The sequence below is a fragment of the Borrelia nietonii YOR genome (assembly GCF_023035795.1).
Lineage (GTDB): Bacteria > Spirochaetota > Spirochaetia > Borreliales > Borreliaceae > Borrelia > Borrelia hermsii.
This window is the reverse complement of record NZ_CP073156.1, coordinates 1-22,249: the sequence shown is the minus strand read 5'-3', so window position 1 is coordinate 22,249 and position 22,249 is coordinate 1. Positions and strand designations below refer to the sequence as shown.

General features: G+C 31.7%; 17 protein-coding genes and 9 pseudogenes. 11 read left to right on the top strand and 15 right to left on the bottom strand.

Features of this window, described 5'->3' with window-relative positions:
- Positions 1-58: 58 nt before the first annotated feature.
- Genes bdr (bhYOR_RS06665) through bhYOR_RS06655 form a run of 3 tightly spaced genes read right to left on the bottom strand, consistent with a single transcriptional unit; the run spans position 59 to position 2,508 of the window.
- Positions 59-538, bottom strand: coding sequence for a Bdr family repetitive protein (gene bdr, locus bhYOR_RS06665; RefSeq protein ID WP_025434336.1), 480 nt, complete (start codon positions 536-538; stop codon positions 59-61).
- A gap of 40 nt (positions 539-578) precedes the next feature.
- Positions 579-1,931, bottom strand: a complete 1,353-nt coding sequence (locus tag bhYOR_RS06660; protein WP_247088536.1) for a PBSX family phage terminase large subunit — start codon at positions 1,929-1,931, stop codon at positions 579-581.
- Between the two features lie 16 nt (positions 1,932-1,947).
- Positions 1,948-2,508, bottom strand: a complete 561-nt coding sequence (locus bhYOR_RS06655) for a DUF603 domain-containing protein (protein ID WP_247088534.1) — start codon at positions 2,506-2,508, stop codon at positions 1,948-1,950.
- Between the two features lie 552 nt (positions 2,509-3,060).
- Between bhYOR_RS06655 and bhYOR_RS06650 the strand changes: the two genes are divergently transcribed.
- Complete coding sequence (locus bhYOR_RS06650; protein WP_051480177.1) at positions 3,061-3,444, top strand: hypothetical protein; 384 nt, start codon at positions 3,061-3,063, stop codon at positions 3,442-3,444.
- Positions 3,445-3,756: 312 nt separating this feature from the next.
- On the opposite strand, the pseudogene bhYOR_RS08380 reads toward bhYOR_RS06650, so the two are convergent.
- Together bhYOR_RS08380 and bhYOR_RS08375 are read right to left on the bottom strand one after the other, a co-directional pair.
- Positions 3,757-4,112, bottom strand: a pseudogene (locus tag bhYOR_RS08380) (chromosome replication/partitioning protein).
- Positions 4,113-4,320: 208 nt separating this feature from the next.
- A complete protein-coding gene (locus bhYOR_RS08375) occupies positions 4,321-4,623 on the bottom strand; it encodes a hypothetical protein (RefSeq protein WP_051473580.1) in 303 nt (100 codons plus the stop codon).
- 274 nt (positions 4,624-4,897) lie between these two features.
- Here bhYOR_RS08375 and bhYOR_RS06635 point away from each other — a divergent pair.
- From bhYOR_RS06635 to bhYOR_RS06615, 5 genes and pseudogenes are all read left to right on the top strand, one after another.
- Positions 4,898-5,053: pseudogene (locus bhYOR_RS06635) on the top strand (variable large family protein); the annotation flags it as partial.
- A gap of 151 nt (positions 5,054-5,204) precedes the next feature.
- The gene (locus bhYOR_RS06630; protein WP_247088532.1) at positions 5,205-6,278 is read left to right on the top strand and encodes a variable large family protein; all 1,074 of its coding nucleotides are present in this window, start codon (positions 5,205-5,207) and stop codon (positions 6,276-6,278) included.
- A gap of 301 nt (positions 6,279-6,579) precedes the next feature.
- Positions 6,580-6,732: a hypothetical protein gene (locus bhYOR_RS06625; RefSeq protein WP_155265638.1), complete on the top strand. Its 153-nt coding sequence runs from the start codon at positions 6,580-6,582 to the stop codon at positions 6,730-6,732.
- Positions 6,733-7,158: 426 nt separating this feature from the next.
- Complete coding sequence (locus bhYOR_RS06620; protein WP_080684325.1) at positions 7,159-7,572, top strand: variable large family protein; 414 nt, start codon at positions 7,159-7,161, stop codon at positions 7,570-7,572.
- Between the two features lie 152 nt (positions 7,573-7,724).
- A complete protein-coding gene (locus bhYOR_RS06615; protein WP_025434374.1) occupies positions 7,725-8,750 on the top strand; it encodes a variable large family protein in 1,026 nt (341 codons plus the stop codon).
- A 125-nt stretch (positions 8,751-8,875) separates the two neighbouring features.
- Here the strand turns inward: bhYOR_RS06615 and bhYOR_RS06610 are convergent, their stop codons facing one another.
- From bhYOR_RS06610 to bhYOR_RS06585, 7 genes and pseudogenes are all read right to left on the bottom strand, one after another.
- Positions 8,876-9,496 (bottom strand): Vsp/OspC family lipoprotein, encoded by a 621-nt coding sequence (locus bhYOR_RS06610; protein ID WP_025434373.1) that lies wholly within the window; start codon positions 9,494-9,496, stop codon positions 8,876-8,878.
- A gap of 379 nt (positions 9,497-9,875) precedes the next feature.
- Entirely contained in the window at positions 9,876-10,490 is a 615-nt protein-coding gene (locus bhYOR_RS06605) for a Vsp/OspC family lipoprotein (protein WP_025434372.1), read from the bottom strand.
- A gap of 119 nt (positions 10,491-10,609) precedes the next feature.
- Positions 10,610-11,661: pseudogene (locus tag bhYOR_RS06600) on the bottom strand (variable large family protein).
- Between the two features lie 184 nt (positions 11,662-11,845).
- The gene (locus bhYOR_RS06595) at positions 11,846-12,496 is read right to left on the bottom strand and encodes a Vsp/OspC family lipoprotein (protein ID WP_236842443.1); all 651 of its coding nucleotides are present in this window, start codon (positions 12,494-12,496) and stop codon (positions 11,846-11,848) included.
- A gap of 227 nt (positions 12,497-12,723) precedes the next feature.
- Positions 12,724-13,236: a Vsp/OspC family lipoprotein gene (locus tag bhYOR_RS06590; protein WP_330378882.1), complete on the bottom strand. Its 513-nt coding sequence runs from the start codon at positions 13,234-13,236 to the stop codon at positions 12,724-12,726.
- Between the two features lie 34 nt (positions 13,237-13,270).
- A pseudogene (locus tag bhYOR_RS08475) lies at positions 13,271-13,339 on the bottom strand (Vsp/OspC family lipoprotein); the annotation flags it as partial.
- 352 nt (positions 13,340-13,691) lie between these two features.
- Positions 13,692-13,964 (bottom strand): annotated as a pseudogene (locus bhYOR_RS06585) (Vsp/OspC family lipoprotein); the annotation flags it as partial.
- 614 nt (positions 13,965-14,578) lie between these two features.
- On the opposite strand from bhYOR_RS06585, the pseudogene bhYOR_RS06580 reads away from it, so the two are divergent.
- Positions 14,579-14,683, top strand: a pseudogene (locus tag bhYOR_RS06580) (FAD-dependent thymidylate synthase); the annotation flags it as partial.
- 504 nt (positions 14,684-15,187) lie between these two features.
- Here the strand turns inward: bhYOR_RS06580 and bhYOR_RS06575 are convergent.
- From bhYOR_RS06575 to bhYOR_RS06565, 3 genes and pseudogenes are all read right to left on the bottom strand, one after another.
- Positions 15,188-16,048, bottom strand: a complete 861-nt coding sequence (locus tag bhYOR_RS06575) for a P12 family lipoprotein (protein WP_025434371.1) — start codon at positions 16,046-16,048, stop codon at positions 15,188-15,190.
- A gap of 494 nt (positions 16,049-16,542) precedes the next feature.
- Positions 16,543-17,187: a Vsp/OspC family lipoprotein gene (locus bhYOR_RS06570; protein WP_025434370.1), complete on the bottom strand. Its 645-nt coding sequence runs from the start codon at positions 17,185-17,187 to the stop codon at positions 16,543-16,545.
- Between the two features lie 231 nt (positions 17,188-17,418).
- Positions 17,419-17,729: pseudogene (locus tag bhYOR_RS06565) on the bottom strand (variable large family protein); the annotation flags it as partial.
- 16 nt (positions 17,730-17,745) lie between these two features.
- Here bhYOR_RS06565 and bhYOR_RS06560 point away from each other — a divergent pair.
- The 4 genes and pseudogenes from bhYOR_RS06560 to bhYOR_RS06545 form a co-directional block, all read left to right on the top strand.
- A pseudogene (locus tag bhYOR_RS06560) lies at positions 17,746-18,090 on the top strand (variable large family protein); the annotation flags it as partial.
- A 96-nt stretch (positions 18,091-18,186) separates the two neighbouring features.
- Positions 18,187-18,840 (top strand): annotated as a pseudogene (locus tag bhYOR_RS06555) (variable large family protein); the annotation flags it as partial.
- Between the two features lie 74 nt (positions 18,841-18,914).
- Entirely contained in the window at positions 18,915-19,586 is a 672-nt protein-coding gene (gene bdr / locus bhYOR_RS06550) for a Bdr family repetitive protein (protein WP_025400430.1), read from the top strand.
- Positions 19,587-19,873: 287 nt separating this feature from the next.
- Positions 19,874-20,938, top strand: a complete 1,065-nt coding sequence (locus bhYOR_RS06545) for a variable large family protein (protein WP_025434368.1) — start codon at positions 19,874-19,876, stop codon at positions 20,936-20,938.
- Positions 20,939-22,249 lie beyond the last annotated feature (1,311 nt).

Below are 22,249 nucleotides of genomic sequence, written 5' to 3'. Positions count from 1 at the left end.
TTTTGATAAAAAATAATTAACATAAAGTCAATTAAAGAAGGAGTTACTTAACTTAAGCTTACTTTACTAATAACGATATTAATGCTAAAAATATTCCTATATTAAGGGTGATAAGGGTTCCAAACATCCAATTATGTAATCTTAATGTGCTTTTAAGTTCTATTGTATTAGTATCAATCTTGTTATCAAGTTCAGTAAATTTAGTATCAATTTTGTTATCCAGTTCATTGAACCTAGTGTCTATTTTGTTATCAAGTTCATTGAATTTAGTATCAATCTTATTATCAAGTTCATTGAATTTAGTGTCAATCTTGTTATCTAGCTCAGTTTTGACTGCTTTAATCTCAGCTTGCAAGCTTGACTCTACCTTTTCAAGTTTTATATCAAAGTTTTCTTTTAAAAACTCAATATCTTTGTAAGTAAGCTCATTGCGATAATATCTGTAAGACAGATCAATAGCAATCTCTTTATTTATCCCAGCTTTAGTAAGTTCTGCTATAACCATTTGTTGTGTAATTACTGGTTGTGCAAGTCCCATAAAAATCTCCTTATTTAATTATTATATAATATTTTAAGTGTTATAGGAACCTTCTTTTAGTAAAATGTGCTTTAAGAGAACGCGTACCTGAAGTTAAGAATAAATATGCTGCTGAGAGGCTATCTAATGAATCATCAGCACTCTTTCCATCTCCTTTGTACTTATAAATATCAGCAATTGCTGACTTGCTTGAATAGTCTAGAATACTTAAGTTAGAACTTGCAAATGGTCCTATTAACGTAGCAATTCTAGTAAATTTATTACTTATAGGTTTAATTGGCGCAATTCTAAACTCATGATTCATACCTGCTCTAAGTTTAAGAAAAGTTTTAGTCACATTCCCATGCCCAGAAGTATCATCCCTATCTTCAACATATAGTGTATGTACATTAAGGTTTGTTAAAATAGTTTTAATTGTATTTAATACCCTAGGGTCACTGACTGGTAACTTTTCTTGAAATATAAATGCATAATACTTTTGATCTACTCTTTCTAAAACACAAAGAGCAGTATTATCACCTCCAATACTGTATGCAGGATCTAAATATGCTATTGGTGCCTTAAATTCATGATTACTTGTAAGATTAATATTGGTAAATATCGAATCGTATGAGGCAACCCATTCTCCTAAGAGTACCCTTGCTTTATATGTTGGCATGTCTTTATAAATCTCTTCTTGGCTTTTAATAAATTCTTTTGAAATTAGTTCATTATCATATGTTGTAAAGTTATATGTAGCATAAGTTTTCTTGTTATCAATGTAATCAGTTTTAAAAAAATGTTCTGGACTGTCTGGATTTGTATCAAATATAATAGTTTCCATACCTACTCTAAGTCTCTTTAAACATTCTATTAGCGTTTCCTTATGCAGTGTAGTTGCTTCATTAACGTAAATAAGAGCGGAATTAGAACCTCTAAACCTTTCAAAATCACTTGCCTTATCTCCCCCATATAGATTGACTCTTAAGGAGTCTATTTCAAAATATGATGTATTAGAAAACTTTGGCGTAAAGGACACTTTAAGCATACTAGCAATCTTTTCAAACTGCCCTAAAACATTAATCTCTAATGATTTTTGAGAATTACCTAATATAAAATTATTGGTATCCTGCTTATAAAAATGTCTATTCTTAATGAGCATCTTTAGATATAGATAGCAAGCCAAGAATGTTTTACCACTAGCAATGCCACCTGAAAGGATAATTTTACTTTGATTATTATTCTCAATTAATTTTAAAACCTCACATTGTTTCTTAGTTAAATATGTCTTTTCAAACCCTCTAAAATCAATTACAGTTGCTTTCAGTTTAATTAAATCTGCTATATCAATACCAAATTCACGCTTGTATTCTTTTTGCATTTCCTTAAAAAGAGGTAGTTTATATATATCCATTTCCTAACCTTTAAATTTAAAATTTAGATCTCACATCAACATCAGTAACTTTAAGTTTAAGCATTGTCTTATAATAAAGTGACATCCTCTTAAGTTCTCTTTCCCTTTTAAGTTCATCCAGTTTAAGTTTTAAATCTTCAAGCTTCTTACTCTCTTCTTCTGAATGCGAAAGATTATTATCCCTAATTTTATTATCAAAACTTATAATCTTAGATTCTAATACTTCTATCTCGTGATTATGGGCTTTAAGTTCCAACTCCAAATAACGACTAAATGAATTTATAAATTCAATTCCCAACATGCTCCTGGCCATACTGAACTGACTTTTAAGATCACGCGCTTGGGCTGTACTTTGTGAAGCATGAAGTAAAATATTAGTTAAAGTATCCTCACGAATAGTAAGCTTAGCAGTTTCTTTAACGTATTCATGGTCATCCTTAACCTCTTCCCACTTGCGTCTCATCTTTCCTACATTAACACGACTTACTCCCATCTCTTTTGCTATTTGTGCGTCATTAAGCCTGCCTTCTTTAAAATACACAACATAATCATCAAATGACTTCTTTACTCTTCTCATATCTCTTTAAACCTAGTCTAAATTAACAAAACCAATATAAACTTTATAACAAAACAATCAACTTTACAAAAACAATTAAGACTTATAAGAGGCTCACACAACATAAGAAAAACTGCTACATATTATTTAAATCAAAAAAAACAAATAAGTAAAATAAACGAATAGAGATTGTTAGAAAAAGTAGTAAATATAAATAAATTAAACTGGTTACAAAAATGGTAAAAGAAGATAAAAAGTAAACAATTGGTTAACAAAGAGAAGGCAATTAAATTTTAAAGAGCAATACGTACCATTGCAAAATGAAGAGCTACTAAAATAAGGAATAGAGTATATGCAGGGAATATTTTTAAGTATTTGTTAAATATAACACAAAGTATTCTATATATCTTGTGCTACAACCTCTAAAAACACCTTTTCCCCTTACATAAAGTACCTTAGAGGGGATATTTTATATGCAATGAAACACTTCTAAATTTGACTTTGCATACTAGTATTTGCTAACATTCTTATAACTAATTTTAAATATTTTTAAAATCTTTAGTTAACAATAAAATGTATGAAAAGAAACCCTTAACTAAGAGTAATCTTAACTTTATTAATGAACTAATAAAGCAAAATGAACGCCTCAATGAAGAATTGTCACAACTTAAAAGCACACTTAAGAGCAAAAATAAAGCTTCAAAACAAGCAAAAAACATTCCTTTAAGATTTTATCTAAATGACAAAACAACCAGACTAGTAAAAAAATGTATAAAAAAACTTATACAAATCAATCCAATCTCTGGATGGTTTGTATATATCTTAAGTATTACTGGTTGCAGAGGTGTTGAGATACAAAATGTAAGACTATCTGATGTCTTTAAAGAGACAAGCTGTGATGGTGAAGTATTCTATTCTCTTCGTGTTAATGTAGCAAAAAAGAGAAGTAGTTATTAGTGAGTCTGAATTTGATGCTATTATGCAAATACATCAAGAACATTTTGCAAGCAAAGGAAAAGACAAAAAGCGTACTTATCTTTTTCAAAAATGTAAATTATTATTTAAAATAATAATTTACATTTTTTTTAATTAAATGATTTTTAACACTTATCAATAACCCTTTCTGTTTATAAAGAATTTGCTTATTATAGACATATAATAATGGTTATAATCATTGGTATTCCTATTAATGAAAAAAGATTTAACATCCTATTTCCTATCTTAAGCTTTTCTACTTTTCGAAATTTCTAAATTCATTCATAAATTCCTTTAGTAAATTTTTTTATGCAAAAACAGTTTGTCTAATATAAACTCAGTAAGTTTTACATTTTTCTTATAAAAAGCATAACTTACTTGGTTTTAAGTCGAAACCTTAATGGCTTTATTAAATTTTGTCCCAAGTTTTTTATTTTTATATTTTCCTTAGTTTGTATATAGTGAAGAGAATCATGGATACCATTCTCAATTATATATTGTTCTTCAACCAATCCTTCTTCCATAGTATTTGCTATTTTTAAATAAACATAGACTTGATTTTTTGCAAGTCTATAACTTTTTATAAAAGTATCAAAAGTTTTATATCCCTCTAACTTATAATATTCATTATCTTTTATTTCCTTTAAAATTCTAATGCTATCTATTTTATGAAAAATTTCTTTTCTAAAATTGGCTTTTAATCTTTCAAAGCATTATAATACAAGGGTTTTTCTTCATTAGTAGACAATAATTTTTGCTCATCAGGATCTTTTTCATTTACTAGAACCCTTTTCTTTAGTTCAATTTTCATATAAACTCCTCCGTTAACACAATCGTCCGGATTCCCGATAATCATACTTAATGTATTCTTATTTGTTTTAAAAATTTTAATAACACATCTTCGTATTCCTTAATATAATCCTTGCTAAAATCAAAGTTTTCATTTTTGGCGATTTTTTTATTTAAGTCTCCTATTTCGTGGGTAAACCCTAGAAATCCCTTTTTTGACTGGACATGTTTTAATAATTGTTTATGAGTATTATTTTTCTTAAATCTTGTCATAAGAATGGAAATCGAAAGTTTTATCCTTAACTTTTTCATATAAAATTCCAACAAATCCAAACTTTCAATTGACCACTTTTCAGCTGTCATTGGAACCATTACATAATCACCGGACAGTAATGCATTACCAATGTAAGTCCCAAACTAGGATGCGCATCAATTATTATGTAATCATATTCTGTTTTTAAAAAAAGTAAATTATCTCTTAATTCCAACTCTTTAAGGGATATAGATCCACTAGTAAATTTATGTAACTAGATATTAATCTAAATTGTTATTAAGATTTACAATGGAGTCATTAATATCTAATCTTTCTTTTAAGACCCTATATATTCTTACTTACAATACTAATTTACTGATGTTGCTTATTGAAATTAAAGGAGCAGCAACAAGTGCAGCAACTAAAGCACTAGATACATTGACTATTGCAATAAGAAACACTATTAATGCAGGGCTTAAAACAGTTAAAGATGCTATGAAAATTAATCCTAATGATACTCCTATAAGTCCTGAGCAGAGCACTTCTTAAGTTAAAAGTAAATAATCAAAATTAATAAGAAATATATAAAGTCATTTAAGGGAAACTCTTCTCTTGTTCTCTGTAAAACAGGGAAATTATTTGCTTGCGATGGTTTTGATGCTGAATCTAATGCATAAGTTAAAAGGAGGCACGTAAAAAAATGAGAAAAAGAATAAGTGCAATAATAATGACTTTATTTATGGTATTAGTAAGCTGTAGTAATCAACTTGAGGCTGAGAAACTAGCAGCAGAAAGTAAAAATTCTTTCTTTGATTCATTAGTGAAGATAGGACAAGGATTTCAAGATATATTTGGAATTTTTGGAAATGCAATAGGTGATGCATTAGGATTTAATGCTGTTAAATCTGGTGATAAGAGAAGTAAAGTAGGAGAACACTTTGAAAGAATAAAAAAAGGTTTAGGTGATGCTAAGGATAAGTTAAAAGAGCTATCAGGTGAAATATCTGAAGCAAAGAATGCTAATAGAAGTAGCATTGAGGTTGTTAAGAGTGCAATTAAAGGAGCGGGTGATGTTTTTGATAAATTAATTGGTGCTCTAACTAAACTTGCTGATACTGCTAAAGAAGCTGGTGATACTAATATTGGCGATGCTAATAATGCTGGCGCTGCAGTAGCTGCTGATGAAAATAGTGTAAAAGCTGTAATTGATAATGTAAAGGAAATTATTGATGCAGCGGATAAATCTGGTGTAAAGATTGAATTGGGGAATGCTGGTAATCAGGTAACAGCTGCTGCTAATACTGATGCCCCTGCTGCACTTGGTGGAAATGCTCAGGCTGCTGCAGGTTCTGGTCCTAAATTAGTTGCTGAGGTGACTAAAGCAGATCCATGGGCAATGATTAATAAAATTAAAAATGCTAAGACTGGTATTAATCTTGCTGTTGGTGATAATAATGAAGTAGGAGCTCTAGCTACTAAAATAGCTGATGCTAATAGTACTGGAGCTAAAACAAATGCCGATTTATCTGCTGCTGTTGCTCTTAAGGCAATGACTAAAGGTGGTAAATTTAGTAATGCTGCTAATGAAGAAGGAGCAGTTAAAGCAGCAGCAGTAAGCGCAGTAAATAAGGTATTAGGAGTACTTGATTTTATAATTAGGAAAACAGTAAGTAGCAATCTAGATAAGATAAGAGAAGCAGTAAAGGGAATAAAATACTCTGAGTCTACTGGTGAAGCTACTGAATCTGGGGATGCTCAACCAACTACTAAATAAATCGTCAAACTAAAAATATAAAGTCATTGTAAGGGAAAAGCTTTTCTTGTTTTTAATGCAGGAGTGTAGTTTCTCTTATTAAGTAAGCTGTAAGAGCAGGGAGAAATAAAGTCAAAAAGGAATATGAAGCTAGGAGCGTAATGCTCTTAGCTTCTGATGTTATTTAGGGAGTGTTTGATTGTATATCAAATTATTTACATGAGTAAAGATTGAATATAAATAATTGTAAGTATGATATTAAGAGCATGTTTTTATTGTAATCAAATAATTAAATACTTTAAAATTATGTGGGTACATAATAATGATAGTGTTTCTAATGATAGAATGTGAACAACAAACAAAAGGGAAGAGTGCGACATCAGGAGGAGCAAGGAGAGGTTTAAGTGAAATAGGCAGGAGTACTGAGGGAATATTCTTAGTTTATAGAGTTGGCAACAGATGCGTTGGGCTTTAATGTAGCTACAGATACAACTAGGGATAAAGTATAGGGATATTTTACAGAATTAGCAAAAAAAGAAAACAAGCTATTACTACAAGAAATTGAAAATCAGATTAACTCATCAGGAGATGAACAAAAATCAGCACCAGCTTGAAAATCAAATCAAGAGCTTGAAAATCCTAAGAGTACATTGACAACATTGAAGGGACATGTAGAGTCGTTAAAGGATATAGATGATTCTAACAAGTTTAGTTGATGTTACAAGCCCCAGCCAAAATGAAGTAGCACAAATAAGGCTAAATTAGAAGCAAACATATGATGCATTGAAAGGAATAGTAACTACAGCTACTACGGAAAGGGCTGAAGAGCCAAAAAATACAGTAAAATAATCAATAGGAACTAATTCAGAAAATGGTGCCAAGGTCTTAACAGCAGGCTCTAATGCAGGAGGGAATAGCAAGACTGGAAGCAGCAGCAATAGTATCAGCAGTGATCGAAAAAGAAATATTAGCAGCAATTGTTGAATCTTCAAGGACAGATGCAGCTGGAACAATATCAAGCAATGTATATAACACCACAAGTACATTAAAGTTTGAAAGAGGGGGGTCTACTGCATCTCAATTAGCACAAACTTCAGCATTAGCAGATGCTGTGAGTGGAGGGATAGCACTATGCTCTTTAGTTAAAGATGGTGGTAAACTAGCTTTGCATTCTGATAATGATAACAAAGAAGTAGAGGTAGCAAGAGCAACAAATAAACTGTTAGGAGCAATAGAAGATATAATTAGGGAGATAATGAAAAAAGTATTTGATAAAGTAAAGCAAGAAGTAGATAATACAAAAAAGTTAAAATAACCAGGTCAGTAAGAATATGAGATATTTAGATTAGATTATTGAGGAATGAAAGTAGAAGGCAAGCTTAGAGATGTGTCTAGGTTGCTTTCTTTTTTGTTAAATTAAAAATAAGAAGTTAAATATAATAGTGAAAAAGAATAAGTGCAATAATAATGACTTTATTTATGGTATTAGTAAGCTGTAATAGCGGTGGGGTTGCGGAAGATCCTCAGAGTAAATTTTTAAAGTCAGTAATAGACTTAGGTAATGATTTTTTAAATGTGTTTACATCATTTGGAGATATAGTTTCCAAGGTATTAGGTTTTAGTACAGAGGCAAAAAAGTCTGATGTTGGAGCTTATTTTAAGACAGTACAAGATACTATACAAGGCACTAAGGACAAGCTTAATAAAATTGTTGCTGACATGAAGAGAGAAGGAAATCCTAATGCTTCTGCAACTGAGACTGCGGTAAAAACACTAATTGATAATACTCTTGATAAGATAATAGAAGGAGCAAAGACAGCGAGTGATGCTATTGGTATTACAGGTGATGACTTACTTGGTAATGTTGCTGCTACTAATGCTGCTGGTGCTGCTGGGACTGAAGTTGATAAGCTAGTAAAAGGAATAAAGGCAATTGTAGAAGTGGTTCTTAAAGACAAAGGAAATGCTGATGCTGGTGATGATAAAAAGGCTGAAGATGGCAATACTGCAAGAACTGCTGCTGCTGGCGATGGTGAAGCGGGTAAATTATTTACTGCTGGTGCAGGTGCTGCTGGTGATGCTAATAATGCAAAAAAAGTTGCAGCTGATGCAGCAAAAGCTGTTGGAGCAGTAACAGGTGCTGACATATTACAAGCTATGATTAAAGATAATGGTGATGCTGCTAAATTAGCTACTGCTCAAAATGCTGGCGCTGCCCCTAAAGATGGAGCTATAGCAGGAGGTATAGCTTTAAGAGTTATGGCTAAGGGTGGTAAATTTGCTGGCCCTAGTGCTGCTGCTGATGATGCTGTTACTGCAATTAAAGGAGCAGCAATAAGTGCAGTAACTAAAGCATTAGATACATTAACTATTGCAATAAGAAAAACAATTGATGTGGGCCTTAAAACAGTTAAAGAAGCTATGAAAATTAATGCTAATGATACTCCTATAAGTCCTGATCAGAGCGCCCCTAAAGCTACTACTACTAACTAGTTAAGGTAAGTATAAAGGAAGTTATTGTAAAGGAAACGCTTTTCTTGTTTTTAATGCAGGAGTGTAGTTTACCTTTTACTTAATAACCTATCTTGTAATAACTACTTAAATTACTTATCCCTTAGTTAAGACTTATCGGGAGTTGTAAGCTCAGTAATTGCAGCGTCTACTACTGCGTTAGCAGCCTTTAATAATTCATCAATTGCTGTATTTAATTTACCAAGCTCTTCAGCTCCTTTAGTTTTATTACCATTATCTTTAAGAAGAGCCTTCTTTGAATCAGCATCACTAGCGCCTTCTTTATCAAATTCAGCAGTAGAACCTTTCAATTTAGTCAAGAATGCCGTACTTTTAGCCTTAGCATCGTTAACCTTTGTCTTCAAATCACTAAAAAGCCCAACTTTTCCTGCTAATATTCCTAATTTAGTATCCACAGCTTCTATCACACTATATGCTCCTGCAATTAACGATCCATTATGATCGGCTATCTCACCAAGACCAGCAGCACCAACTTTTTTTCCAATAGCTTTAGCCAGCTCATCTATTGACTTAACTAAAGTATGAACTTCTTTAACACTTGTTGCAAAATCACTAGCATCTTTTATCTTTTTACTTATTTTTGCCAAATCAAGTACTGTTCCGTCAGACTTGGCTACTTCGTCACTTTTAAGCTCTGGCCCTCCATTATTACAGCTTACTAATACCATAAATAAAGTCATTATTATTGCACTTATTCTTTTTCTCATTTCTTTACGTGTCTTCCCTATATCATAAAAAAATAAAAACCCACAATGACTTTTTGGTATTGACATATAACATAACTCATTATTATACGGGTTTTTATGCTTTTGGTTTACTTATTCAAAGTAAGCTTACTTTTAAAATAGTTAATTATTTGATTACAATAAGAATATACTCTTAATATCAACACTTACAATTATTTATATTCAATCTTTACTCATATAAATAATTTTATATACAATCAAACACTCCCTAAATAACATCAGAAGCTAAAAGCATTACGCTCCTAGCTTCCTATTCCTTTTTGACTTTATTTCTCCCTGCTCTTACAGCTTACTTAATTAACTTATCTTATAATAACTACTTAAATTATTTATTCCCTAATTAGTTATTTTGAGAAGGTTTTTCTCCCTTAACAGGAGTTGTAAGCTCTTTAATTGCAGCTTCTACTGCCTCATTAGCTGCCTTTAATAACTCATCTATTGCTGTATTGAGCTCGCCTAGTTCCTTTGCTCCTTTATCCTTAGTGGCATCTGTTACAAGTATGGCACTCTTTGCATGTGCATCAGTAACACCCTCCTTACGAAGGTCACTTTCCCCTTTCAATTTATCCAAGAATGTTCCACTTGAGGCCTTAGCAGCACTAACTTTCTCCTTTAGAGCAGCAAATTTGCTAGCCCCTGTTTCCAATTTTGTCAATTTACTCTTTACATCTGATATTAATTGATATACCCCTGTCACTAATGCTCCATTATGATTAGTCTCATCCTCAAGACTACCATCGTCCTTAATCTTCTTACCAATAGCTTTAGCAAGCTCATCTATTGACTTAACTAAAGTATGAACTTCTTTTACACTTGCTGCAAACTCACTAGCATCTTTTATCTTTTTACTTATTTTTGCCAAATCAAGCACTGTTCCGTCAGACTTAGCTACTTCGTCACTTTTAAGCTCTGGCCCTCCATTATTACATGACATAAACACCATAAATAAAGTCATTATTATCTTACCTAATTTAACAAGAAAACATCTTTCCTGTCTGCCTCATCAAAATAAGAGAAGTGTTTCCTTTAAGCGACTTTATTATTTTTAGTACTGATTTTTTTATTAATAATTCTTTACTGACTATTAGTAGTAGCTTTAGGAGCGCTCTGATCAGGACTTATAGGAATATCATTAGCATTAATTTTCATAGCTTCTTTAACTGTTTTAAGGCCCCCGTCAATTGTTTTCCTTATCGCAATAGTTAATGTATCTAATGCCTTAGTAACAGCAATTACAGCTGCACCCTTAATTTCAGCAGCATAATCATCATGACCACCGGCCTCACCACCAGGAAACTTACCATTCTTAGCCATTGCTTTTAAAGCTATTCCTCCTGCTATAACTGCATCCTTAGCATTAGCGGCATCAGCAGCATTAGCGGCATTATTCTTAGCCAATTTAACAGCTTTGCCTTCATTGCCTTTAGAAATAGCTTGTAATATGTCAGCTCCAGTTACTGTTCCGACTGCTTTTGCTGCATCAGTACCTGATTTCTTTGAATCAGCATTAATAGCAGCATTACCAAACAACTTCGCTGCTCCATCATTATTACCTCTTGCGCTACCATCTTCAGCTTTCTTATTGGTACCAGCATCAACACTTCCTATATTTTTAAGTACTACATTTACAATCTTTCCAATTCCTTCACTAAGAGACTTAACCGAAGCTTCTTCAGCAACAACACCAGCAACTGTTTGAGAAGCAACATTACCAATTGGGTCGCTAGCATCTCCAATAGCATCACTAGCAATCTTTGCTCCGTCAATTATCTTATCAAATGTTTCAGTAACTAGTTTGTTAACAGCGGTCTCAGTTGCAGAAGCATTAGGATTGCCTTCACTCTTCATGTCAGTAACAATTTTATTAAGTTTATCCTTAGTGCCTTGTATAGTATCTTGTACTGTCTTAAAATAAGCCCCAACATCAGACTTTTTTGTCTCTGTACTAAAACCTAATACCTTGGAAACTATATCTCCAAATGATGTGAACACATTTAAAAATCATTACCTAAGTCTATTACTGACTTTAAAAATTTACTCTGAGGATCTTCCGCAACCCCACCGCTATTACAGCTTACTAATACCATAAATAAAGTCATTATTATTGCACTTATTCTTTTTCTCATTTTTTTACGTGCCTCCTTTTAACTTATGCATTAGCATTATCATCAGAACTATCGTTAGCTAATAGTTTCCTGTGCCGAAAACAAGAAAAGAGTTTTCCTTAAATGATTTTATTTTTGCCAGCTCTTACCTTTTACTTAATTAACTTATCATTATAATAACTACTTAACTTATTTATTCCCTTAGTTAAAACTTAGCAGGAGCTGTAAGCTCTGCGATTGCAGCTTCTGCTGCTGCGTTAGCAGCCTTTAACAACTCACCTATTGATTTGTTAAGTTTAACAAGTTCAACAACACCTTTTTCTCCAGCAGGAGCATTTACTTGATCTATAGCTTTTTTTACATGCTCATCTGTAGCCTCTGCTTTAGAAATATCAGAATCTGCTTTTACTTTATCCACAAATTCTTTACATTTGCTTTTAGAATCAGTAATCTTTCCTTTTAGCTCTTCAGAAATTTCAGGCGTGTTCCCTAATTTTTCCAATTTAGCTTTCACAGTCAACATTACTTGAAATGCTCCTGCGACTAACTCTCCATTCTTATTATTTTTGCCATTATCCACTTCAAGGTCTTCGGAATTTTGCTTAATTTTCTTACCAATAGCTTTAGCAAGCTCATCTATTGACTTAACCAAGGTCTCTACTTCTTTAACACTTGCTACAAAAGTACTAGCCTCTTTTATCTTTGCACTTATTTTTGCCAAATCAAGTACTGTTCCGTCAGACTTAGTTACTTGACCTTGCTCTGCTGGTCCTGCACTACCATAAGATACAAATAAAACAAAGTCATTATTATCGCACTTAATTTTTTTATTTTCACAATTATTACTTGCGCACACATTTTTTAATGTCTTAACTCACAATAAAACATAATTCTAATCTAAAACTTGAAATTCGATCACATTAAATCTAACCATTAGAACAATTTATATCCTAAATAACATCAGAAGCCAAGAGCATTACGCTCCTAGCTTCCTATTCCTTTTTGACTTTATTTTTACCTGTTCTTACAGCTTACTTAATTAACTTATCTTATAATAACTACTTAAATTATTTATTCCCTTAGCTAAGACTTAGCAGGAGCGGTAAGCTCTGCGATTGCAGCACTTACCGCCTCATTAGCAGCTTTTAACAACTCATCAACTGCTGTGTCAAGTTTCTTAAGCTCAGTAGCAGAAGCATTGGTTCGATCTATAACTTTTTTTGCCTCTTCATCTTTTTTAACACTTTCGTTATCCTTTGCAGAACTCTTAAATTTACTTAATAAACCATCATTTGCATTCTTGGCCTCATTAACCTTCGCCTTAAGGTCATCTGAGATTCCATCTACTTGCACTAAACTTTCCAATTCACCTTTTACGGTTGATACCACTTGAAATGCCCCTGCAACTAACTGTTCATTTTGATCCGCCGTAGAAGACTCTAAAGTCCCAGTCTCATCTGTTTTAATTTTCTTACCAATAGCTTTGGCAAGATCACCTATTGACTTAATTAAAGTATGAACTTCTTTAACACTTGCTGCAAAAGCACTAATCTCTTTTATCTTTGCACTTATTTTTGCCAAATCAAGTAGTTCCATCAGGCTTAGCTACTTCGTCACTTTTAAGCTCTGGCCCTCCATTATTACATGACATAAACACCATAAATAAAGTCATTATTATTGCACTTATTCTTTTTCTCATTTCTTTACGTGCCTCCTTTTAACTTATGCATTATCTAATTAAAGGAATAAATAATTTAAGTAGTTATTATCAGATAAGTTAATTAAATAAAAGGTAAGAGCTGGGAAAAATAAAATCATTTAAGGGAAACTATTTTCTTGTTTTCGGCACAGGAAACTATCAGCTAGCGATAGTTCTGATGATTTAGTTATTTTAAACAGGTATTGCTACCTTAACAGGAATAATTGCAGCTTCTACTGCTGCGTTACAACTCACCTATTGATTTGTTAAGTTTAACAAGTTCAGCACAACCTTTTTCTCCAGCAGGAGTATTTACTTGATCTATAGCTTTTTTACATGCGCATCTGTAGCCCTATGCTTCAGAAATATCAGAATTTGCTTTTACTTTACCCACAAATTCTTTACATCTACTCTTAGAACCAGTAATCTTGCCTTTCAGCTCTTCAGAAATTTCAGGCATGTTCCCTAATTTTTCCAATTTAGCTTTCACAGTCAACATTACTTGAAATGCTCCTGCAACTAACTCCCCATTCTTATTATTTTTACCATTATCCACTTCAAGGTCTCCGGAATTTTGCTTAATTTTCTTCCCAATAGCTTTAGCAAGTTCATCTATTGGCTTAACTAAGGTCTCTACTTATTAACACTTGCTGCAAAATCACTAGCATCTTTTATCTTTTTACCTATTTTTCTCAAATCAAGAACTGTTCCGTTTGGTGTAGTTGCTGTTGTTTCAGAACTGCCCCACGCCCTTTATCCTGTTATCATAAATAAAAATAAAGCTTTATGCACTCTCAATACTCTCAGAACTTAGTTATCTTTACCATACGAGCATTAAAAAATAATTTAAATATCGGTGTTAATGATGCAACCTCACCAAATATTGGAAAACCGAACTTTTACAAAATAAAGGATTAATAGTCAAAATTTCTTGCAGAAGAACCACATGGAAGAAATATTACTTATCCCCTCTAACTTTCTTTAGCAGCATAAAACTGCTTAAAATCAAAATATTTACAAAATATGGTGTGCGCTATCTAATAATTCATATAACTAACACTAAACTTGATAATATTAAAGACAATAAATTTTTATAGCAATGTATAAACATCCCCAATCTTAATTTGATAAAATGAAAAAGATTATTTAAATCAATCTGCCAAATACCATTCAGTACACAAGCTTAAGAGCAAAGCCATTCTAGAAACTTCCTTTACACATAACATATAAGTCCATTTGGTAGTGTTTACATTTTATGTTAAGGCTTTCATATTTGTTGCAGGACAATGGATGAGACATAGAACAGCAAGGATTAATGAGTTTTCTGGTTCGTATAGTTTGCTGAGATAAGAGTTCATATGCCTTTAGAATAAGACATAAAGATTCAAATATCTTGAAAATAGTCAAGGTGAGGATTAAGGAATTACACATAACTTTACAAAGGATATAATAAGTAATTTAAAGAGAAGTCAAAAATCTTGTTACGAGCTATATCAAAATATGATAGATTGTTCATTTCTGATTAAATAATCGATAAGCTCATTATCTTCCCTCTTAATGCTTCTCTCCTCGATACGAAATTCTTGCGTTACTACCCATATAGTCAATAGACTTTAAAAAAACCTTTGTCTAAAACCTTATATTCCTGATTTAATAAGCTCTCTTTCTCGATCTCAGTATTCAACAAAGCATATCCCCATAAACCTTTAAAATAATCTATTAGTATCTAAATAAATTCAACCTAAGGACATTACATTTATTTAAATAAATCTATAAGAGCTCCCTTTTTACAGGAAACTCTTATTTAAAAAACTAATGTTAGAATCTACTTAAGTACCTTTTTATCTCTCAACTCGCTAGAGAAGATTTTGCCTCCTCAATGAGTTCTTCTATCTCTTTCTTTTTTGCATTTGCTTCATTAAGCTTTATAGAAGAAGATTCTAATTGTCCTAAAGAATTTCCTGCATATCGTTGTGCTTCTCTGGATAATTGTACTAGTAAATAATTAGCTACTCTTCTGAAAGAAGGCCGTAATGCATTTTTTAATCTTTCAGCAATAGCTTCTTTTAAAGTCCCTTGTGCTTTCTCAAAAAAGAATTTTGCAGACTGTAGCTCGTTAAGTCCTTCTTCAACTTGATTTATAAGTCTTTCAAGTTCAAGATTTATCTTTAACTTATTTTGCAATTGAATTAGGTTCTGTCTCTCTATCCTACTTTTTCGAGGATAACTATTTGTTTTCCTTTGGAGGTCTGAGAGTATATCATAAAAACTAGATTCTAATTGCTCATATTCACCTTTTAGTTTACATGCGTCCTCAATTAATTTAGCAAATTCATAATTACCAAGAGCACTTTTTACCTTTTCAATTTCTGCTTCTGCTTCCTTTTCTTTTTTAGTACTTGGAATTAAATCTTTGCCCCCTATTTCTATCGTTTCTTGTTGGGGATATTGCAATACCGGAATAACATCATTAACAGATGCTACAGGATCGCCCTGAACCACTTGACGTACTCCTCTTTCTTCCATATTTTTAACAACATCTAATTGCTCTTCTTTATCTTCTTGATTATGGCCTGAACCTTCTATATTTTTATTTTCATCTGAAAATTTTTCCCTTGCTTTGATTAGCAATTCATTAAGGGCATCTATATCACATGATAACAAACACAATAACGTTAACATACATACTGCTAAAATACTCTTTTTCACATTTACCTCCTGAGATATCAAATTACTTGAATTTTGTATCTCAATATTGAGATACAATAATTATTGGCAAACATACACCACTTACTCTAAATTACAAAAAAATAAATTCCCAAAAATGATACAATAATCTTACTTTGTAATACTAAAAACGGGACAAAAATATCTTGTCGGGCATTGACATAAAACTAGTATTAATTATCTAAACTTTATAATTTCCCTCTTGCCCTTACCACACATTTAGCTTACTTTTAAAATAGTTAATTATTTGATTACAATAAAAATATACTCTTAATATCATACTTGCAATTATTTATATTCAATCTTTACTCATATAAATAATTTGATATACAATCAAACACTCCCTAAATAACATCAGAAGCTAAAAGCATTACGCTCCTAGCTTCCTATTCCTTTTTGACTTTATTTTTACCAGCTCTTACAGCTTACTTAATTAACTTATCTTACAATAACTACTTAACTTATTTATTTCCTAGTTAGTTATTTTGAGAAGGTTTTTCTCCCTTAACAGGAGTTGTAAGCTCTGCAATTGCAGCTTCTACTTCACCCTCAGCTGCCTTTAATAACTCATCTATTGCTGTGTTTAGGGCAATAAGCTCAGTCTTACCTTTACCTCCAGTATTATCGTTTTTATCTATGGCATTTTTTGCATGAGCATCTGTAGCATCTTCTTTGCCAAGGTCAGTATGTTCGGTTTTTAATTTATTTGAGAATGATTCACCACTAGTTTTTGCAGCAGTAACCTTTGTCTTAAGTAAAGAAGAGAGTCCAGCCTTAACATCTAATACTGTCAATTTACTATTTATATCCAACGCAACATTATATACCCCTGCAAGCAATGATCCATTCTTACCAGCCATAGCATCAAACTTCCCATCGGACTTAATCTTCTTACCAATAGCTTTAGCAAGCTCATCTATTGACTTAACTAAAGTATGAACTTCTTTTACACTTGCTGCAAACTCACTAGCATCTTTTATTTTTTTACTTATTTTTGCCAAATCAAGTACTGTTCCGTCAGGCTTAGCTGCTTCGTCACTTTTAAGCTCTGGCCCTCCATTATTACATGATATTAATACCATAAATAAAGTCATTATTATTGCACTTATTCTTTTTCTCATTTTTTTACGTGCCTTCTTATTGCTCTATTTAAGTGAAGGAACAAGATAGTTAAAAAGCTGTGAATAAGATAGAAACAAAAGCTAAGAAAACTATGCCCTTAGTTTTCTATTTCTTGACTTTATTTCTCCTGGCTCTTACCTTTTACTTAATAAGGCAAACTTACACCCCTGCATTAAAAACAAGAAAAGCAATTCCCTTACAATAACTTTATCCTTTAAATTTACTATTAACTAGTTATTAGTAATAGCTTTAAGGGTACTATGCTCAGGACTTATAGGAGTATCATTAGCATTAATTTTCATAGCTTCTTTAATTATTTTAAGGCCCCCCCGTCAATTGTTTTTCTTATCGCAATAGTTAATGTATCTAATGCCTTAGTAACGGCACTTACAGCTGCTCCTTTAATCTCAGCAGCAACAACCCCACCATCATCGGCACTTGCATTAGCAAATTTACCATCCTTTGCCATTGCTCTTAAAGCAAGAGCTCCTGCTATAGTCCCATCTTTAGCATTAGCCTTAGCAGCATTAGCAGCTGCATTAGCTAAGGCACAAAAAAGTGATGCAGCATTAGTTGGAAATGCGACTGTAGATACAAGTGCAATTTCTTTTGCCAAAGGAGGTCAAGCAGCTCACTTAGCAGGTGAAACTAATGCAAAAGCAGCAGCAGTAGCGGGAGGAATAGCACTACGCTCATTAGTTAAGACAGGTAAACTAGCAGCAGGCGCAGCTGATAATGCTACAGGAGGAGGGAAAGAAGTACAAGGAGTAGGAATAACAGCAGTAAATAAACTATTAGTAGCAGTAGAAGATATAATTAAAAAGACAGTAAAGAATGTTCTTAAAACAGCGAAAGAAAAAATAGATGAAGCAAGAACTCCAAAACCAGTAGGTCAGCAATAAAATAGATAGATTAATTGCTTAAAAATAAGAGTAGAAGGCATCTTAGATATAAATCTAAGATGCCTTCTATATTGTTGTAATTAACTTTAAGAAGTTAAATTTGCTGTTGAATCTAAAATTTCTTTCTTTGATTCATTAGTTAAGATAGGACATGGGTTCCAAGAGATTTTTGGCATTTTTTGAAATGCTATTGGGGATGCTTTTGGACTTACAGCAGTTAAATCGGGTGATAAGAGAAGTAAAGTTGGTGAACACTTTAAGACGATCGGAGATAGACTTACAACTACTAAGGATAAGTTAAAAGAGCTATCAAATAAAATATCTGAAGCAAAAAATGCTAATAGCAGCACAATTGAAGCTGTTAAGAGTGCAATTAACAGTGCTAGTGATGTCTTTGAACAACTAATTGCTGCTCTAATTAAACTTGCTGGTGCTACTGCACCTGCTCAAGAGGCTAGCGTTAATACAATAATTGAAAATGTAAATGCAATTATTGATGTAGCAAATAAGTCTGGAGTAAAGATTAATGCTGGAGATGCTGGTGGGCAGGTAGCTGGTGGTGGTGCTACTGCACCTACTGCACTTGTTGGTAAAAATGCTGGTGCCGCTCCTGATGCTAATTCAGGTCCTGCTCTAGCAGCTGAAGTAGCTAAAGCAGATCCATGGTCTATGATTAATAAAATCAAAAATACTAAAGTCAAGACAGGTAATGTTTCTGGTGACAATACTAATGAAGCTGGGGCATTAGCTGCTAATCACATTTTACTAAAAGAAGGTTCCTATAACACTTAAAATATTATATAATAATCAAATAAGGAGATTTTATGGGACTTGCACAACCTGTTATTACACAACAAATGGTTATAGCAGAACTTACTAGAGCTGGTATCAATAGAGATATTGCTATTGATTTATCTTATAGATATTATAAGAATGAACTTACTTACAAGGATATTGAGTATTTAGAGACTACTTTTAACCTTAAACTTGAAAAGGTAGAAGCAACCTTACAATCCGATATTAGAGACCTTGATAATAAAATTGACAACGTTAGAAATGAGTTAAAATCTGATATTAGAGATCTTGATAGTAAAATTGACAACGTTAGAAATGAATTAAAATCTGATATTAGAGATCTTGATAGTAAAATAGATAATGTTGAGAATAATCTTAACATCAAGATAGATACTAAATTCAATGAACTCGATAATAAGATTGATACAGTCAGAAGTGAATTAAAATCTGATATTAAAGACTTGGATACCAAAGTCGATACAGTTAGAAGTGAATTAAAATCTGATATTAAAGACTTGGATACCAAAGTCGATACAGTCAGAAGTGAATTAAAATCTGACATTAAAGATTTAGATAATAAGATTGATGTTAACAAAATGGAACTTAAGAGTACATTAAGACTGCATGGTTGGATGTTTGGTACCCTTATTACCCTTAATATAGGAATATTCTTAGCATTAATGTCATTATTAGTAAAGTAAATTTATTTAATTAGCCTTTTATTTAATTGATTTTTTGTCAATTATTTTCTTATCAAAATCATTTAATTATTCATTAAATACAATTTAATTTCATTAATTGTTGTATCACACACAGTCTCTGTAATATTAAAGTATCTATGTTCTTAGCTTTTTTTATTTTATTCAAAGTTTGTTAACCATCTTGTTCCCCTGAGAAAAAATAAGGAGGCACGTAATAATGAAAAGAATTACTTTAAGTGAGTTATTAATGACTTTATTTTTATCTTGCAATAAGGAGGGACTATAATATGAAGCATAGATTAAGTGAGAGAATTAAAAACTTTAATATAACTATACTTATTACTTTATTTTTACTTCTTAGCTGTGGCAGTGGACAACAACCACAAGCAGGTAAGGATGGCGAGGCAGCTACAGGAGGAAAAAGTTTAAGTGCAGTAATTGCAAGCTCAAGACAATTATTTTTGTATGCTTTTGTTTCTTTTGGAAATTTACTAAAAGAAACATTTGGTCTTACTGCGGATACAACTAAAAAAGCAGTGGGAGAACAATTAGGTAAGGTTGGAGAAGCAGTGAAAATAGCTAAAGATAAATTAGAAGAGCTAAAGGGAAATGAGCAATTTGATTTAATAAAAGACAAAGCTGAAACTACAATTATTAAGGCAATTGATACTTTAGGAAAGATAGTTGAAGGAGCAAGGAAAATTAAGGATGCTACTGGTAGTGCTAATGGTAAAGTTGGTGGTAATGTTGGTGATACTGAGGATGCAGCACCAGCAAATACAGCAAGTGTAAAGGGTCTTGTTGAAGGGATTAACTTAATTTATGAAGCAGCAAAGGAAGCTGGTACTGAGCCAAAAGGAAATGCTAATAAAACTATTGATGACTCTAAAGAGATTGCAAAGTTATTTAAAGGCACTGGTGATGTTGGTGGTGATGCTAAGGCACTAAGTGGAGCCAGGAGAGCAGTAATTGCAGCTAGTGGTGCAGATATATTAGCAGTAATTGAAGCAGCTAAGGATACAAGTAAGCAAGCAGGTAATATTAGTGCAGCAAAAAATGCTTATGACATTGCAGTTGCTACTAAAGATGATACAAATGCTCATGATGATATTAAAACAAATGCATCAGCAATAGCAGCAGGTTTAGCATTAAGGGCAATGGCAAAGGATGGTAAATTAGCAACTGTTGCTACTCATGCACCAGGACAAGCAGTGAGTGCAGTATTAATAGGAGTAGTTGGTAAAACTGTAAATGAGATAGTATCTATTGTAAGAAAAACAGTTGATAAATGTTTAAAAGATATTTTTGATTGCATAAAAGAAGATTCCAGTAGTGTAGTGAAATCTAAGTAATATAATAAGTTGCTTATTCATTGGAATGAGTTTTGACAAGTAGGGATTCCTTGTAGGTATTTCTGCTTTTTTATCTAAATACTCAATATTTTTAGTGGTAATTAGTATGAAGTAAGTCTTTTTACTAATTGATATTAAGCTAGGGAGTTGAAAAAATTTTTAGGATTTCACTGCAATAGTACAAAAAAAATATAAATTTGTACAAATATAGATATTTTCATATATAGTTGTTACCAAATTGTTACTACTAAGATGAACAAAGTTATTTTCTTTTATGTATTTTTTTTAAGAGTTGTCACAAAAATGTACATTGTTTTATTACAAAAATATATGAGAGAATAGTAGTTTTTGCAATCTATTAGTAGATTTATAAGGTATACCAAGTTGTTTGAGGTGTAGATTAATATAAGATTTGAGGGTATGTAGGTTTTGTTTGATGTTTGATCAAGGAAGAAAGATTCAACCAGAGAGGCGATAGTAGAGAGAGTTTTATTAGTATGGTTTTTAAATAGATCTAGGTTATTTTTATTAAGTTTTAGTCTGTTAAAAGACTTAATATAGTTTATTTTTTCGTATAAGTCTAGTATACAAGGTTGATTATCTAATAGGATATTGAGATGAGTATTATTGTAATAGATATATTGAAGGTAATTTTAGACTTAGCAATCAAAGAGTAGATAGAAATTATATGTTTTGTAGTGATAGAGAAGTTGAATATATTTTTAGCGATGTAGTTAATTTTGTATGCATGAATAGAAGATAAAATATTTTTATTTAAATTTTTAATGGAAGTAGCAATAGCATTGGGCTTGAGTAAAGAATATTGTTGAAACTGTAGACCATTACTTAATGTATAAGTAATAATATTGTTATTAAAAGTATAAAATATTTTTATAAAAGGATCTTTTAAATGTGTTAAAGGTATACCGGAAGCCATAATAATTCCGAGTAAATCGTGAATAGTGCTAGAAGAGAGAATAAGATGATTACTAATTAAAATAAATTCATCAGGGTTAATTTTATAAATAGGGATATAAGGTATATTATTAATAAATAAATTTTTAGAGAGAGAACATATATATATATAAGTATAATACTATTAATATAGAAAAGAGGGAGGTAACTATATATTTTTTTTAAGGCAATTATTGAGTTTTTTATGCAAACTATTAATTTTGTATAAAAAGGTAGAATAGACTTATGAGTTTTTATGTAAACTATTAATTTTTAGTAGCAAACTTATGAGTTATATGTGGAAACTTATGAGTTATATAAATGGATAAACATTCTATACTATTAACAAATTATAAA